This window comes from Pseudomonas sp. Root401 (assembly GCF_001425105.1).
Lineage (GTDB): Bacteria > Pseudomonadota > Gammaproteobacteria > Pseudomonadales > Pseudomonadaceae > Aquipseudomonas > Aquipseudomonas brassicacearum.
Map to the genome: position 1 here is coordinate 149,977 of NZ_LMDO01000023.1, position 15,236 is coordinate 165,212.

14 protein-coding genes are annotated in these 15,236 nt (G+C 64.1%); 8 read left to right on the forward strand and 6 right to left on the reverse strand.

All coding sequences use genetic code 11. The annotated features are described in order from the left end of the window. Positions 1 to 97: 97 nt before the first annotated feature. From ASC85_RS17725 to ASC85_RS17740, 4 genes are all read left to right on the forward strand, one after another. Positions 98 to 2,014, forward strand: coding sequence for a phytase (locus ASC85_RS17725; RefSeq protein ID WP_164488488.1), 1,917 nt, complete (start codon positions 98 to 100; stop codon positions 2,012 to 2,014). A gap of 64 nt (positions 2,015 to 2,078) precedes the next feature. Further along, positions 2,079 to 2,786 carry a protein TolQ gene (gene tolQ / locus ASC85_RS17730; protein ID WP_057450703.1) on the forward strand — a complete coding sequence of 236 codons (708 nt, stop codon included), beginning with the start codon at positions 2,079 to 2,081 and terminating at the stop codon, positions 2,784 to 2,786. 13 nt (positions 2,787 to 2,799) lie between these two features. Next, positions 2,800 to 3,246, forward strand: a complete 447-nt coding sequence (gene tolR, locus ASC85_RS17735) for a protein TolR (protein WP_057450704.1) — start codon at positions 2,800 to 2,802, stop codon at positions 3,244 to 3,246. Continuing rightward, a complete protein-coding gene (locus ASC85_RS17740; protein WP_057450705.1) occupies positions 3,243 to 4,052 on the forward strand; it encodes an energy transducer TonB in 810 nt (269 codons plus the stop codon). The genes tolR and ASC85_RS17740 overlap by 4 nt, the downstream gene beginning before the upstream one ends. Positions 4,053 to 4,215: 163 nt before the next feature. On the opposite strand, the gene ASC85_RS17745 is transcribed toward ASC85_RS17740, so the two are convergent. From ASC85_RS17745 to ASC85_RS17765, 5 genes are read right to left on the reverse strand one after another with little or no spacing between them, the layout of a single operon-like run. Further along, on the reverse strand, positions 4,216 to 5,112 hold the full coding sequence (locus tag ASC85_RS17745) for a helix-turn-helix domain-containing protein (protein WP_057450706.1): 897 nt from the start codon (positions 5,110 to 5,112) through the stop codon (positions 4,216 to 4,218). Between the two features lie 32 nt (positions 5,113 to 5,144). Then, positions 5,145 to 5,612, reverse strand: coding sequence for a response regulator (locus tag ASC85_RS17750; protein ID WP_018610463.1), 468 nt, complete (start codon positions 5,610 to 5,612; stop codon positions 5,145 to 5,147). Continuing rightward, positions 5,609 to 7,921: an ATP-binding protein gene (locus tag ASC85_RS17755; protein ID WP_003202050.1), complete on the reverse strand. Its 2,313-nt coding sequence runs from the start codon at positions 7,919 to 7,921 to the stop codon at positions 5,609 to 5,611. The genes ASC85_RS17750 and ASC85_RS17755 overlap by 4 nt, the downstream gene beginning before the upstream one ends. Beyond that, on the reverse strand, positions 7,918 to 8,586 hold the full coding sequence (locus tag ASC85_RS17760; RefSeq protein WP_057450707.1) for a response regulator: 669 nt from the start codon (positions 8,584 to 8,586) through the stop codon (positions 7,918 to 7,920). Before ASC85_RS17760 ends, ASC85_RS17755 begins: the two co-directional genes overlap by 4 nt. Further along, a complete protein-coding gene (locus ASC85_RS17765; RefSeq protein ID WP_057450708.1) occupies positions 8,583 to 9,767 on the reverse strand; it encodes a sensor histidine kinase in 1,185 nt (394 codons plus the stop codon). The genes ASC85_RS17760 and ASC85_RS17765 overlap by 4 nt, the downstream gene beginning before the upstream one ends. 173 nt (positions 9,768 to 9,940) lie before the next feature. Here ASC85_RS17765 and ASC85_RS17770 point away from each other — a divergent pair, with 173 nt between their 5' ends. The 4 genes from ASC85_RS17770 (at position 9,941) to ASC85_RS17785 (ending at position 14,645) form a co-directional block, all read left to right on the forward strand. Beyond that, the gene (locus ASC85_RS17770) at positions 9,941 to 10,462 is read left to right on the forward strand and encodes an SgcJ/EcaC family oxidoreductase (protein ID WP_014338290.1); all 522 of its coding nucleotides are present in this window, start codon (positions 9,941 to 9,943) and stop codon (positions 10,460 to 10,462) included. 238 nt (positions 10,463 to 10,700) lie between these two features. After that, positions 10,701 to 11,210, forward strand: a complete 510-nt coding sequence (locus ASC85_RS17775) for a sigma-70 family RNA polymerase sigma factor (protein WP_057450709.1) — start codon at positions 10,701 to 10,703, stop codon at positions 11,208 to 11,210. Beyond that, positions 11,210 to 12,154: a FecR domain-containing protein gene (locus ASC85_RS17780; RefSeq protein WP_057450710.1), complete on the forward strand. Its 945-nt coding sequence runs from the start codon at positions 11,210 to 11,212 to the stop codon at positions 12,152 to 12,154. Before ASC85_RS17775 ends, ASC85_RS17780 begins: the two co-directional genes overlap by 1 nt. Before the next feature lie 67 nt (positions 12,155 to 12,221). Further along, positions 12,222 to 14,645, forward strand: coding sequence for a TonB-dependent receptor (locus ASC85_RS17785; RefSeq protein WP_057450711.1), 2,424 nt, complete (start codon positions 12,222 to 12,224; stop codon positions 14,643 to 14,645). Between the two features lie 36 nt (positions 14,646 to 14,681). Here ASC85_RS17785 and ASC85_RS17790 read toward each other — a convergent pair whose 3' ends face one another. Beyond that, a complete protein-coding gene (locus ASC85_RS17790) occupies positions 14,682 to 15,083 on the reverse strand; it encodes a hypothetical protein (RefSeq protein ID WP_003202036.1) in 402 nt (133 codons plus the stop codon). Positions 15,084 to 15,236: the final 153 nt, after the last annotated feature.

Here is a 15,236-nt window from a genome sequence, read left to right on the forward strand (position 1 = left end):
AGGATTTTGCTCCCACAGATGAATTCCCTGGCCATAGAAGTGAGCAACAAGCCCGTTTGAGCCTGACTGAACGACAAGGATTTTCCCGTTGAACACGATGTTTTTCTTACCCAAGCGCTACCTGCTGGCGATGGCGATCAGCCTGGCATCAGCCGCCGCGCTGGCGGCTGCCCCGGCGCCCAAGCTAAAACTGCAACCCTGGTTTCAAGCCGAGCAACTGTCGATCAACGCCCTGGCATTCCTGCCTGGCCCTTCGACGACCGAGCGACTGGCGAGCGCCCGCGAGGGCTTGTTCTTGCTCGATGCCCAGGGGCGCGAACTGACGCGCCTGAAGGGCACCTTCGAAGGTGTCGATAGCCGTGCCCAGGGCGCGAACGTGTTGGTCGCCAGCCTCGACAGCACGCGCCAGCAAGCCCTGGTCGTCAGCCTTGATCCGCAAAACCATCAGTGGGGCATGCCGGTGTACCTGCCCACGCGGGATTTCCCGGTCAACGGCCTGTGCCTGTATCGCGACGAGGCGAGCAACCTGTTTGTGTTCCTGGTCGGCGAGGAGGGCAAGGGCGAGCAATGGCTGGTAGGCAATGGCGAGCGCCTGAGCGACACCGCGCAACGGGTGCGCGGCTTGCCATTGCCGCCGGACGCCAAGACCTGCCAGGTGCAGGACAGCGCCAATCAATTGTTCGTCAACGAGGAGCGGGTGGGTTGGTGGGCCTATCCGGCATCCTCAGAGGCCGAGACCGTGCGGGTACCCGTGGCGATGCGTGCGCCGTTTGGCGACCTCCAGCAAAGCGCCGGGGCCATGGCGGTGCTGCCGGGCGGCCTGTTGGGGCTGGACCCGGAAGCGGCGCAACTGCATGTGTATCAGCAACAGGACGAGGGTTGGAGCGCCAAAGCCAGTCTGCCGTTGTCGGGCCTGAAGGAGGCGGAAAACCTCGCGGCGCGGCTGACGAAAAGTGGCATCGAAGTGCTGCTGCGCGACGATGACAACGGACACCTGTACCAAGGCGAAATCAGCTGGAAACCCACGCCCGTACCCTTGCCGCCGGTACTGTCCACTGTGGCTGCCATCGTCCAGAGTGAACCGGTGGCCCGCCAGGGCGATGCCGCCGATGACCCGGCGATCTGGGTGCATCCGACGACGCCCGGGCTGAGCCGGGTGCTGGGCACCAACAAGAAGCAAGGCCTGCTGGCCTATGACCTGCAAGGCAAGCTGCTGCAGGAACTGGCGGTCGGGCGCCTGAATAACGTCGATGTGCGGGCGAACTTCAAGCTGGGCACGCAAACCGTCGATCTGGCCGTGGCCAGCAACCGCGATCGCAACAGCTTGAGCCTGTTCAGCATCGACCGCGCCAGTGGCGAGTTGCGCGAAGCCGGTGAGATTGCGACGTCATTGAAGGAAATCTACGGCATCTGCCTGTACCAGCCTGCCGAAGGCGAACTGTATGCCTTCGCCAATGGCAAGGACGGGCGCTTCGTGCAGTACCGCCTGAGCGCGCCGGATGGCGTGGTGAAAGGCCAGTTGGTGCGCCAGTTCAGCGTCGACAGCCAGCCCGAAGGTTGCGTCGCCGATGAGCAGCGCCAGCGCTTGTTTCTCGGTGAGGAGGACGTGGGGGTCTGGGCGGTGGATGCCCGGGCCGACCAGCCGGCGACCTTGAACAGTGTGATCAAGGTTGGCCCGGCGTTGCACGCTGACGTCGAGGGCATGGCCTTGTACCAGGCCGAGGGCCGCGACTACCTGGTGATCTCCAGCCAGGGCAACGACAGCTACCTGGTGCTCGATGCCGAACCTCCCTATGCCGTGCGCGGCACCTTCCGGGTCGGTCTGAACGCGGCCGCAGGCATTGATGGCGCGTCGCAAACCGATGGCCTGGAAGTGACCTCGGTGAACCTCGGCGGGCCTTGGAGCCAGGGCATGCTGGTGGTCCAGGACGGCCGCAAGCGCATGCCCGAGCAGACCCAGAACTTCAAGTTCGTGCCCTGGGCCGACGTGGCGAAAGCGCTGCGCCTGCCTTGAGCGACGCTGTCATCAACCGGTCACGAACATTTCATCGAATAACCGCCAGACAGGAGTTTCAACCATGCAAGCCACTCTGGAACACATGACGATCTGGGGCCTGATCAGTGACGCGAGTCTGCTGGTCAAGGCGGTCATGCTCACGTTGCTGCTGGCCTCGCTATTGAGCTGGTACCTGATCATCCAGCGCAGCGCCGTGCTGCAACGCAACGAGCGCCAGCTCAACGGTTTCATGCAGCGCTTTCGCAGCAGCCAGGATCTGCTGCCCCTGTATCGGGAGCACGCACAGGTCCGCGAAGACGACGGTGGTGTCACGCCGATTTTCCAGGCGGGTGTGCTGGCCTTCACTCAGCTCAACCAACCTTCAAGCACGCCGCAAGTGGTGCTTGAAGGGGTCGAGCGCGCGCTGCAAGTGGCGATCAGCGAACAGGAAATACAGCTGGAAAAAGGCCTGCAATTTCTCGCCACCGTCGGTTCGGTCAGCCCCTACATCGGTTTGTTCGGCACCGTCTGGGGGATCATGAATGCCTTTATCGGTCTGTCCCAGGTGCAACAAGCGAGCCTTTCCACCGTGGCGCCGGGCATTGCCGAAGCGCTGATCGCCACGGCCATCGGCCTGTTCGCGGCAATCCCGGCGGTCATTGCCTATAACCGTTTTGCCGCTCGCGGCCAGACCCTGCTGACCCGGTACTACGCCTTTGGCAACGAGCTGCAGGCGCGTCTGCACCGCAAGCTGCACGGTGCCCCGGTGAACCTGGCCACGGCCGCTTGAAAGGAGAGGGCAGATGCTCGTCAAGCCACAACGCAAGCACGGTCCCAAGGCCGAAATGAACGTGGTGCCGTACATCGACGTGATGTTGGTGCTGCTGGTGATTTTCATGGTCACCGCACCGATGCTGACCCAGGGGGTGAAGATCGAACTGCCCAAGGTCGCCAGCGAAGCACTGGCCAACGACAGTCGCCAGCAAATCCTCACGCTGTCGGTCAAGGCCGAGGGCGGTTACTCCTGGAACCTCGGCGGTGAGCTGGACACCCACCACCAGACCGACAGCGCCGTGGACCTGGAGCAGATGCGCGCCAAGGTGGCGCAGGTCGTCGCCGAGCGCAGCGATACCCAGGTGTACATCCGTGCCGACGCGCATGCCGATTACGGTCGGGTCGTTGCAGCCATGGCCGCGCTGCAGCAGGGCGGCGTGAGCAACCTGGGGCTGGTGACCGAGGCGCCGCAATGACGGCGATGATCATGGACAGTCCCTCCTTGAGCGTACCTGCGCTGGGCCGTCGCTTCTGGAAAAACAGCCTGGCGGCGGGGCTCGCCGTGGCCCTGCACGCGGGAGTGGTGGCGTTGTTGGTGCTGGGTTGGAGTGTGGAGAAGCCAGCTGCCGAGGCGCCCCGGGTGTTGCGCACGCAACTGGTGATGCTGCCGCCGACGCCCGAAGCCCTTGCCCCGGTTCCTGTCGCGCCTGTTGCATCGCCATCGGTCGAGCCGACCGCGGCGCCGGTAGAAGCGCCGCGTCCCGCGCCCACCCAGCCGGTTGTCGATCCGCGTGTCCAGGCACAGAAACTGGAACAGGCGGCCCTGGCCCGTAAACGGGTCGAGGAGCAAAAGCGTGAGCAACAGGCCGAGCAGCAGCGCGAACGCCAGGAAAGCGAACGACGCAGGCAAGACGCCGAGCAGCAGGCCGCCGAACAACAGCGCCAGGCCCGGCAGGCACAAGCACTCGCCGAGCAACGCCAAGCCGAGCAGGCGCGTCAGGCCGCCGCCGACAGCCGCAGCTACCAACCGCTGAGCAAGCAAGCCCCGGACTATCCGCAACGCGCCCTGGACAAGGGCCTGGAAGGCGATTGCACCGTGGAATACAGCGTGACGCCGGACGGGCGGATCGATAACCCCAAGGTGCTCGACGGTTGCCACCCATTGTTCATCCGACCGTCCCTGGCCGCCGCCCAGACGTTTCGTTATCAACCGCGAATCATCGATGGCAAGGCGGTGACGGTGCCGGCAGTGCGCAATACTTTTCACTACCGGATCAAATGAGAACATGCCCACAGTAGTCAGTGTCGATCGTTCCCACGCTCTGCGTGGGAATGCCGCCAGGGACGCTCCGCGTTCCGCTTCTGGATGTGACGCAGAGCGTCACGGGATGCATTCCCACGCAGAGCGTGGGAACGATCAGCCACGATCAGCCAGCCGAAAGGTTTTACTTGCGGTAATGACTCGGCGCCACGCCCACTTCGCGGCGGAAGATCTGCGAGAAATGGCTGGCGCTGCCATAGCCAACCTCCAGGCCGATATCGATGATGCTGCGCTCGGTTTCCAGCAGCAGTTGCCGGGCCCGGGCCATTCTCAGTTGGATGAAGTACTGCGAAGGTGAACGCCCGGTGGCGCGCTTGAACAAGCGGCTGAAGTGGTATTCGCTCATGGCGATGGCCTGGGCCAGGTCACCGAGGCTGAAGGGTTCGGCCAGGTGTTGTTCCATCAACTGGATCACCCGTTTGAGCTTGAAGGCGGGCAGGGCGTTACGTCCGGACATGTCCTCGGCCTCGGCATCCAGGTAATACCGCGCCAGGTGCACCGCCACACATTGCGCCACGCCCTGGATCAGCAAGGCACTGGTTTCACCGCGCTGGGTCAATTCCGCCCGAATCTGTTCGAGCAAGGCTGAAAGCGCTTCATCCCGCCCGCCAGAGATTTCCCGCAGCTGGATCGCGCCGCTGCCGCCGGTTTCGGCAATGGCGCGCTCCAATAACGCCAACCCCAGGTACAGATGCATGACCACGAATGGCTCGCGGCTGGTCACTTGCCAGCGCATCTCATAAGGAACCGGGGATGTGGTCAGGAAAAAATCTCCAGTGACCACGGTATTCGTTTCCCACGCCTCGTTGGCAATACGCTCCTCGACGATGGCTTCCCCGGACAACACCCAGACAAGCAACGGTTCGGCCACTGCCGGCACGACGATGTGTGCTTCGCTGCGTTCACGGACAAAGATCTCGACCAGGATCTCCTTGGCCGATACGCCGTCGGACGTCGCCAGGCGCTCGCCGCGAATGTGTGCCTGCAGGCCGGTTGCCGATGTTCGTTCAGTGACTTTCATGCATCGAATGCCTTGATGGAGCGGCCGCCAGGTCAAGCCGGGCCGGCGGCGGGACGGTGCTGGCGCAACAGTTCGATCTGCTGGGACGGAATCAACTCGCGCAACGCCTTATAGAGCGCACGGGTTTCCAGCAGGTTCCAGATGCGCAGCATGGTTTCCAGCGCGTCCAGGGGTTTGCTGATGAAATCCCGGGCGCCGAGGGCCAGGGCCCGCAGGCGCGTGTCTCGGGTCGCGTCGGCAGTCAGCACCAGGATCGGCAGGTAGTCATTGGCCGGGATCCGCCGGTTGAGTTGCTCCAGCACGGCAAAGCCGTCGAACGCCGGCATGTGCAGGTCGAGGATGACCAGGTCCGGCTCGAAGCTGTTGAACAGATCGAGCGTGCGCAACGGTTCGGTGCTGCTCAGCACGTTGTGCAACCCTTCGCGGGCCAGCAGTTGTTCCATCAGGTCCAGGTTGGGGCGCTGATCGTCGACGATCAGAATGCGCAAGTCGCGATTCATGCGGGCTCCGGTAGATAGTGCTCAAGGTGGCCCAGGAAGGCCTGGATATGAATAGGTTTGGTCAGGATCGCCGTGGCGCCGGCGTCACGCAGGGCGCGGTGGGTCAGGTCGCTGGCATCGGCGGTGATCATCAGCACGGGCGTGGCGGCGGTGGCCGGGGACTGGCGCAGGCGCCGCAAGACTTCCAGGCCTTCGAGGTCCGGCAGGCTGACGTCCAGCAGGATCAGTTGCGGGGTGTGCTGGCGAGCGAGGTCCAGGCCCATCTGGCCTTGCATGCTCGACAGCAACTGGATGCCGGGACGGCGCTGCATCAGGGTTTCGATCAGCGCAAGACTCGACAGGTTGTCTTCGATGCACAGGACTTTGCCGTGATAATCCACAGGCGAACGCGTCACCGCCAGGGCGGCGATGGGCGGCAAATGCGCGCCAACCACCTGGGTGCCGGGCAGTTGCAGGGTGAAACAGCAGCCGTGTCCGGGCTCACTGTGGACCTGCAGGTTGCCTTGCATCATTTCCAGCAGGCTCTTGCTCAACGACAACCCCAGGCCAGTGCCTTCGACCTGGGGATCGGCGCCCAGGCGTTCGAAGGGCTTGAACAGTTGGTCCAGCTGTTCCGGGGCAATGCCATGGCCGGTGTCGTTGACGGCGATGCTCACCTGATGGGCCTGGACGCTGACTTCGATGCGCACCTCGCCGCCGGGCCGGTTGTACTTGATGGCGTTGGACAGCAGGTTGAGCAGCACCTGCACCAGGCGCTGGCGGTCCGCGAGCACGCCGCTGTCGTCAGGCAGCGCTGGCAGCTCGGCCAAGTGGATCCCGGCGTCGGCGGCCATCGGTGAAACCAAGGTCAGGGCTTCGTGCAGCACCGTCGACAGGGCGATCGGTTCGATGTTCAGCGGCAGGCGCCCGGCCTCGATCCGGGCAATGTCCAGCACCTCGTTGATCAACGCCAGCAAGTGCTGGCCGGCCCGCAGGATATGGCTGACCTGGGGGCGTTGCCCAGCCGTGGAGTCCATGTCCAGTAATTGAGCGAAACCGAGGATGGCATTCAGTGGCGTGCGCAGCTCGTGGCTCATGCGCGAGAGAAACTCGCTCTTGGCCCGACTGGCGCTTTCGGCTTCTTCCCGGGCGGTGCGCAGGGCGATTTCGGCGGCGCGCCGATCAGTGATGTCGCGGGTGATCTTGGAAAAACCGCGCAAGGCACCGGTGCCATCGTATTGGGCGGTGATGACCACGCTGGCCCAGAAGCGGCTGCCGTCCTTGCGGCAACGCCAGCCTTCTTCCATGTAATGACCGTCGCGGGTGGCTTCGCGCAGGGCCATCTCCGGGTGCGCCGGGCACTCTTCGGCCAGGTAGAACAGGGAAAAATGCCGGCCGAGGATTTCCTGCTCGGTGTAGCCCTTGATCCGTTCCGCGCCAGCGTTCCAGGTGGTGACGTAGCCTTGGGCATCCAGGGCGAAGATCCCGTAGTCCTTCACGCCATCGATGATCAGCCGCAAGCGCTCCTCGTTATCGCGCAGGGCCCGCTCGCGTTCGGCGAGCAACTGCCCGGCCTCCACCAGGCGCGTGCCGAGTTGGCCGATTTCGTCCTGCTCCGGCGGTTGCGGCAACAAGGGTTGGCCCAATGCCAGGCGCTGGGCGTTGCCTTGCACCTGCTGGACCCGGGCGACAATGCCCTTGGACAGGAACAGCACCGCGACAATCGCCCCCAGCAGGCCGCACACCGCCGCCAGCAAGGTAGCGAACAACAGGCGCATGCGCGTGGCCGAGGCGGCGGCGCTGCGGTCGGCGAGCAGGGCGTCCTCGCGTATGCGCATGGCGCTGATCTGCTCGCGCAATACGTCCAGCACCTGTTTGTTTTCGATCAGGATCGCGGTGATGGCCTCGGGGTCGTCGCGCTTGCCATTGCGCAGCGCAAGCAAACCGTCGAGTTTGTCGGCGATCAGCGGAGTGATGGTCTTGAGGTGCTCGCGCATCCTGGCGTCGCGAATGTTGTGGTCCAGGCGCTGCAACGCGGCATGGATCAGCGGCGTGGCCTGCTCGTAGCTGGGCAGGAAATCTTCGCGGCGGGTCAGCAGGTAACCGCGCACACTGGCCGCTGCCTCGGCCAGCAGGGTATGGACGGTCTGGATATCACCCTGGACCAGCAGCACCCGGCGCACATCCTCTTCGGCCCGGGCGGTCTGGCGTTCGGTGATATAGATCAGCACCAGCGACAGCAGCAGGACCACCAGGGGCAGGGAAATCACCACCAGGGCTTTGCCGCGCAAGGGCAGGTCGGCCCAGCGGCGGGCGGCGAGAAACCTCATGGCCATTGCCCGGCAGGTTGCGCCACCAGGCCCAGGGCAACGCCGCGCACGGCGGCCTGGGTCCGGTCGGCGGCGCCCAGTTTGCCGATGACGCGCTCCACGTGGGCCTTGGCCGTGCCGGGCGCGATGCCCAGCTTCTCGCCGATTTCGCGGTTGCTGAAACCGCCGGCCACCAGCCCCAGGACCTGGCGTTCCCGGGCGGTCAGGGCCTGGGCTTGAGTGGCACCATTCGCACCGCGCTCGGCCATGCGGCGCAGCAGGCGCGCGCTGACCGAACTGTTCAACGCCTCTTCGCCCTGGGCGACCCGTTTGAGGGCGTCGAGCACTTCATCGCGGCTGGCGTCCTTGAGCAGATAGCCGACCGCGCCCGCACCGATGGCGGCTTCGAGGTGGTCGGGGCTGTCATCCATGGTGAAGATCACGACTTTGATTCCGGGCTGGCGCTGTTGGAGGATCCGCGCCGCGCCCAAACCGTTGAGGACAGGCATGCGGATGTCGAGAATCGCGATGTCCGGCTGTAGCCGCTCGCACAGGTCGAGGGCTTCCTGGCCGTCGCGGGCCTGGCCAACGACCTCGAATCCCGGGTTGCCGGCGAGCATGCTGATAAACCCGGTGCGGGTGACTTCGTGGTCATCGGCCAGCAGCAGGCGCAAAGGTCGGTTCATGGTTGTCCTCCGTGGGCCGGTAGCGGCACGCTGGCCAGCAGTCGGGTGCCGCCACCGGGCTGGCTGCAACAGCTCAGGTGACCGTCCAGCAAGTGCGCGCGCTCCTGCATGGCGGCCAGCCCCAGATGGCAGCTGCCGTTGGTCTCGATGGGCTGCTCCAGGGCAAAGCCACGGCCATCGTCCTCCACTCGCAGGCAAGCGTGGCCATCGTCCACCGCCAACCCCAAGTGCACGTGGCTGGCCTGGGCGTGCTTGAGAATGTTGTTGATGCCTTCCTGGGCAATGCGAAACAGGGCGATCTCCGTGTTGCCCGGCAGGCGCGCGGTGCTGTGTTCGGTCCAGTTCACCGTCAGGCCCGCGTCGCGCAGGCGATCGGCCTCCTTGTCGACGGCTTTGTACAGGCCGAAATCATCCAGTACATGGGGGCGCAGGCCGCCGATCAGTTGCCGGCCTTCGCCGACGCAGCCTTGCGCCAGGTCGAGGATGCTTTGCAGCTCGTTCGCCAATGCAGGCGGTAGCGACGGACAGCGACCGGCGAAGCCCTGCAAGCGCTGATGCAAACCGGCGAGATTCTGCGCCAGGCCGTCGTGCAGGTCGTAGGCCACGCGCTTGCGTTCGTCTTCCTGGGCGCTGAACAGGCGGTGGACCAACTCGGACATGGTCCGCTCGCGGGCCTGGAGTGCTTCGAGCAGACGGCTGTTCTCCAGGTGCGCCGCCAACAGCGTCGCGAGCAATTGCAGTGATTCGATGTCTTCGTTGTCCGGCGCGCCGAGGGCCACGCTGTTGCCCAGCAACAACGCCCCGAACGCTACGCCGTCGGAGGCTCGCAACGGTACCCGCAAGACCTGGGGCAGGGCGCTGCCGGGCGATTCCAGCCATTGTGGGCCGGGCGTTTGTGGCTGGGCCAGGTTGGCGAGCAGCTCGAGTCGTTCCGCGCTGCCGTGACTGGCGAGGGTGCGCAACGGGTGGTCCGGCGCCCACTCCAGCAGCAGGCCATGGTCCATGGCCATGAACGCGCACGCCCGTTGCAAAGCACGCTGGCGCATGGCCGACAGAGGCAACTGAGTCAGTTCATGGCCGGTGCCCAGCAGCAGGCCCAGGCGTGCGGCACGGCTTTGCGACTGGCGATATTGACTGCGGATGGCCAGGGCACTGCCGGGGTCATGGGGTGGGCTTTGCATGGGGAACTCCAGCGTGGAAGAGGACCGGTCCGGTTCGCGGTGGCGTCATTAGAACGTGTCACCGGCACCGGGCCTATCTGCCGAATGGCATAGGCGATTGGCACCGGTTGGCCGATGGCGAAGGCAGGGAAGGCCGGCAAAGTGGGCCCATTGAAACCCAAAGGAACACGTTGATGAAAATGAAAACCTGCGCCATTGCTGCTTTATTCCTGCTGGCCGCGCCGCTGGTCCAGGCGCTTGAGGCTACGCCTTACGTGTATCGCACGGTGGCCGAGCAGCCCAAGAATGTGAATGATCGCGAGATCGCGGCACTGTTCGACCGCTGGAACGCCGCGCTGCAAACCGGTAGCGCCACCGCCGTGACCGGTCTCTACGCCCCGGATGCAATTTTGCAACCGACTGTTTCCAACAAGGTGCGCAACACGCCGGCGCAGATCCAGGATTACTTCGAACATTTCCTGGCCGGCAAACCGGTCGGGCAAATCAACTACCGGGAGATCCGCCACCTGGGCCCCGATGCGGCAATGGACAGTGGGGTCTACACCTTCACGCTGACCCAGGCCGACGGTTCCAAGCGCGAGGTCCAGGCGCGCTACACCTTCCTCTATGAGCGTCTCGATGGCCAGTGGAAGATCATCAACCATCACTCATCGGCCATGCCTGAGGTGGCGAAGACCTTGCACGCCAGCCACTGATAGCACTGAGGCGGCCTGACAGCCGACAGCTCTGTGGGAGCAAAGCTTGCTCGCGATGGCGGTGTGTCAGAAACATGGATGCTGACTGATACTTCGCCATCGCGAGGAACCTCGCTCCCACAGGGTCCTCTATCAATTCCATCCCGGTGTTTAGACACACTTTGCATAAAGAGCTTGGATTAGCGCGCGAACATTAATTAGAATCAGTCTCATTTAAGACTTTGCGCAGGCTCTGGACATGTGTGATGCAGTTACGCCGACGGAGCATTCCCTCCATGCGTTATACCGTGACCACGGTAGCTGGCTGGAAGGCTGGCTGCGGCGGCGCATGGGCAATGCCTGGGATGCGGCGGACCTGCGCCAGGATACCTTCCTGCGGGTGCTTTCCAGTTCCCAGACCTTGGCTGACCTGCAAGAACCCCGGGCTTATCTGCTGACCGTTGGCAAACGCCTGCTGAGCAACTTCTACACCCGACGCAATCTGGAACAGGCGTATCTCGACGCCCTGGCAAGCCTGCCTGAAGCCTGTGTACCGTCGCCAGAACAACGCTGGCTGCTGCTGGAAACCCTGCAAGCCCTGGACGAATTGCTCGATGGCCTGCCGCCCCTGGTGCGCCGGGCTTTTCTCTGGAGCCAACTTGAAGGCCTGGGTTATCGCGAGATCGCCGAGCGCCTGCAAGTCTCCGAACGCACCGTAAAACGCTACATGGCCCAGGCCTATGAGCATTGCCTGTTGGTGGACTTCTGATGCGCTCGGCTCCTTCGCCCGAAGCCCGTGAAGCGGCGCGGGCGGCGGCTCGCTGGTTGACCCAGATGGAGTTCGACGGGGATGCGTTCGACTCGGCGGCCCTGCAACGCTGGCGCGACAGCAGCGCTCATCACGAGGCGGCCTGGCAGAAGGCCCTGCGATTGCGCCAGCGTTTTGCCGGGGTGCCCGCGTCCCTGGGCATGGCAACCCTGGACCGCCCAGTACTGGCCCGGCGCGAGGTGCTCAAGCGCGCATTGGGCGTCGCCGCATTGGTCCCAGCCGCTTGGTTGCTGGGGCGAGAGCTGCCGTTGGAGGCCTGGCGCGCTGACTTGCACACCGCCACGGGTGAGCAACGGCGCTGGTCGCTGGTCGATGGCAGTGCGCTGCAACTGAACACCGACAGCGCCGTCGACCTGGACCTCAAGGCGCGTCGCCTGGTGCTGGTGCGCGGCGAGATGGCCCTCAAGCTCGCCGGGAGCACGCCGCTGTCCGTTCAATCACCCTATGGGCTCATCACCATCAGGCGTGGCGAGGTCTGCCTGCACCTGGGCGAGGGCGATTGCCGGGTGTCGGTGGTCAGCGGCTCGGCGCAACTGCAACCTCTGCGCGGGCCATTGCTGAGCTTGGAAGCGGGCCAGCAGGTCAACATCCAGGACTCAGGCGCGGGGCCAGTGAAGGCGTTCGACGTGGCACAGCTGGGTTGGCGTGACGGCGTATTGGTTGCGCAGGACCAGCCACTGGGGCATTTCCTGCGGGAACTGAGCCGCTATCGCCCCGGCGTGTTGCGCTGGGATGAAACCCTGGAAGCCCTGCGAATCACTGGCAGCTTCCGCCTGGACAACACCGACCGAATCCTCACGCTGCTTGCAGCCAGCCTGCCGCTGGACGTGCACATGCGCACTCGCTACTGGGTCACCTTGACGCTTCGCAAAAATATGGCCTGAGGCCTGTCCCCTTTTTTTGTCTCGCTTGTCATTCAAGGCAACTGAACAAAAATGAGAGCGCTTTCCAATGTCCGCAGTTGCACCTTTGCGTTTGCGCCCGGCCTTTGTCGGCTGGCGTCCGCTGTTGAACCTGAGCCTCATGCTGAGCTTGAGCGCCAGCCCATTCTTTATCTCATCGAGCCTGGCCGAAGAAGCCACCCGGCGCAGCTATCAGGTGCCGGCGGGCAGCCTCAGCGCGGCGTTGACCCGGTTTGCCGGGCTGGCGGGCGTCAACTTGTCGGTAGATCCGGCCCTGGTGAGTGGTCGCAACAGCGCCGGGCTTTCGGGTGAGTTCGGGATTGAGGAGGGGTTTGCCCGGCTGTTGTCGGGCTCGGGCCTGCAATTGCAAGCGGTGGGTGAGCAGGCCTATATCCTGACGCCAGCACCGGAAGGCGGCAGCCTGCAACTGGCACCCACCTCGATTCTCGGCGCCACGGCGTCGACGGACAGCCCGGCGTATGCCGGTGGCCAGGTTGCTCGCCGTGGTTCGCAAGGCTTGCTGGGCTCGCGGGACTTCATGGAAACGCCGTTCAGCATGACCACCTACACCAGCGCGGCGGTCAAGAACCAGCAAGCGCGCACCTTGGGCGACCTGATCGCCAGCGACCCGTCGGTCCGCGCCACCAACCCGGCGGGCGGGCGCTTTGAGCAGTTCACCATTCGCGGTTTCAGCCTGTTCAACAGCGATGTTGCGTACAACGGTCTCTACGGCATCTTGCCGACCTACACCATCGACATGGAGATGGCCGAACGCGTCGATATCCTCAAGGGCCCGAGCCAGCTCATCAACGGTATCTCGCCGCGGGGCAGCGTGGGCGGCGGGATCAATGTGGTGCCCAAGCGTGCCACCGACAAGCCCATCACCTCGTTCACCGGCAGCTATGCCTCCAACAACCAACTGGGCGGTGCCGTGGATGTCGGTCGGCGTTTTGGTGAGGATGACAAGTTCGGGATTCGCTTCAATGGCGTGAAGCAGGCGGGCGACACCGAATGGGATCACCAGAGCGTGGACCGCGAGATGGCGGTACTGGGCCTGGATTTTCGCGGTGAGCGCTTGCGGCTCTCGACGGACATCGGCCACACCGAACGTAACACCGACGCGCCCCAGGAACGCGTGCAGGTGGGCGCCAATGCACAGGTTCCTCACGCCAGTGATGTGCGCGACAACTACGCCCAGTCCTGGAGCAAGGCGCGCACCAAGGACACCTTCGGCACTGTGAACGCTGAGTTCGACGTCAACGATTCCGTCATGCTGTATGGCGGTGTGGGGGCGCGCAAAAGCGAGCACGACTTCCTTCGGCACAACGTTTCGGTGACCAACGACGCGGGTGACTTCACCGTCCAGCCCCGAGACTTTACCCGCGACGAAAATGTCCGTACGGCCACGGCCGGGGTGCGCAACTGGTTCCATACCGGCCCGGTGAGCCATGAGGTCAACCTGGCTGCCAGCTATTTCTACATGGACTTCGAAAATGGCGGCGCCCGTTACGCCAACGGTCGCAGCAACCTGTATGAGCCGGTGCAGACCCCGACGCCGAGCAACCCGACGCGACAGGACGATAAGGTCTACACCGAGAACCGCTTCAGTGGCGTGGCGTTGTCCGACACCCTGGGGCTGTTCGACGATCGCTTGCTGCTGACCCTCGGCGCCCGCTGGCAACGGGTGAAGGTTGACGACTGGACGAATAACGTCAAGGGCGACACTGCCTACGACGAGGAAAAGGTTTCACCGTCGGGCGGCATCCTGTTCAAGGCGACCGACAGACTGTCGTTGTATGCCAACTACATGGAAGGCCTGAGCCAGGGCAAGATCGCGCCGTCGACGTCGGTGAACGAGGATGAGATTTTCCCGCCGTTCATCAGCCGTCAGGTCGAGGTGGGCGCCAAGTATGATGCCGGCCCATTCGCCGTCACCGCCGCGCTGTTCCGGATCAAGCAGCCGGCCTATGCGACCGACGCCACGACGCGTGTCTTCGGCCCGAACGGCAAGCGAGAAAACACCGGCGTGGAGTTGAGTGTGTTTGGCGAACCGCTGAAGGGAACCCGCTTGCTCGGCGGCGTGATGTACATCGACAGTGAACTGACCCAAACCACCAACGGCACCTTCGACGGCAACCGCGCACCGGCCACGCCGAAGTACAACGTCAACCTCGGCGCCGAATGGGACGTGCCGACGGTACAGGGCCTGACCCTGACCAGCCGGGGCATCTACTCCAGCTCGCAGTACCTGGACCAGTCCAACACCAAGGAAATCGATTCCTGGGAGCGCTTCGACGTGGGCGCCCGCTACGCATTCAAGGTCGACGAGAAGCACATCACCCTGCGGGCCAACATCGAAAACGTGGCAGACAAGCGCTACTGGAGTTCGGCCGGCGCATCGGATGACAGTGAGGGCGGATTGACGCTGTCGACCCCGCGCACCTACCTGCTTTCCGCGACGGTGGATTTCTAGGCCGAGGCGCCGCTCCAGGGACGGAGCCGCCCGGGCTCAGATGTCGCGAAACAGATCGTGAGCATCCAGCAGCCGCCAGGCAATCTCCGGGCGTTTTTCCAGCCCACGGCGGATGGCTGCGGGAATCGACTGGCGAATCTTGCGGCACAGGCCGGGCTGGTCCTGGAATTCGATGGCGATGCCGCGCATGGTCCGCACTTCATTGTAGCCAGGCTCGACGCTCAGGCGGATCCCCAGGTTTTCGTACAGGCGCTGCTGCAGGCGCTGGAGTTCGTCGAGGCTCTGGATGTTCTCCAGACGCTCAAGCAGGCGTTTTTCTTCCTGGCGATTCAGGCAAAGGATGCGCAGGTCGCTACCAGGCGCTTGCAGCAAGGCATCACGGCCGCAATCGCAGACGCCGGGCGGGCAGGGGGGACGGATCGGAATCGACGCGGTCATGGGCTCCACAAAAATCTGCTGCACAACGAAACAGCGAGCTTATCGCCGGCCCAGGCAATGTGATGCCTGGCGGCATGTGGGTCAAGCCTGTTGGAGGGGCCGCTTGTCTGGCGCTGCTGTGGGCGTTTGCTCGTGATAGCGGTGAGTCAGCCT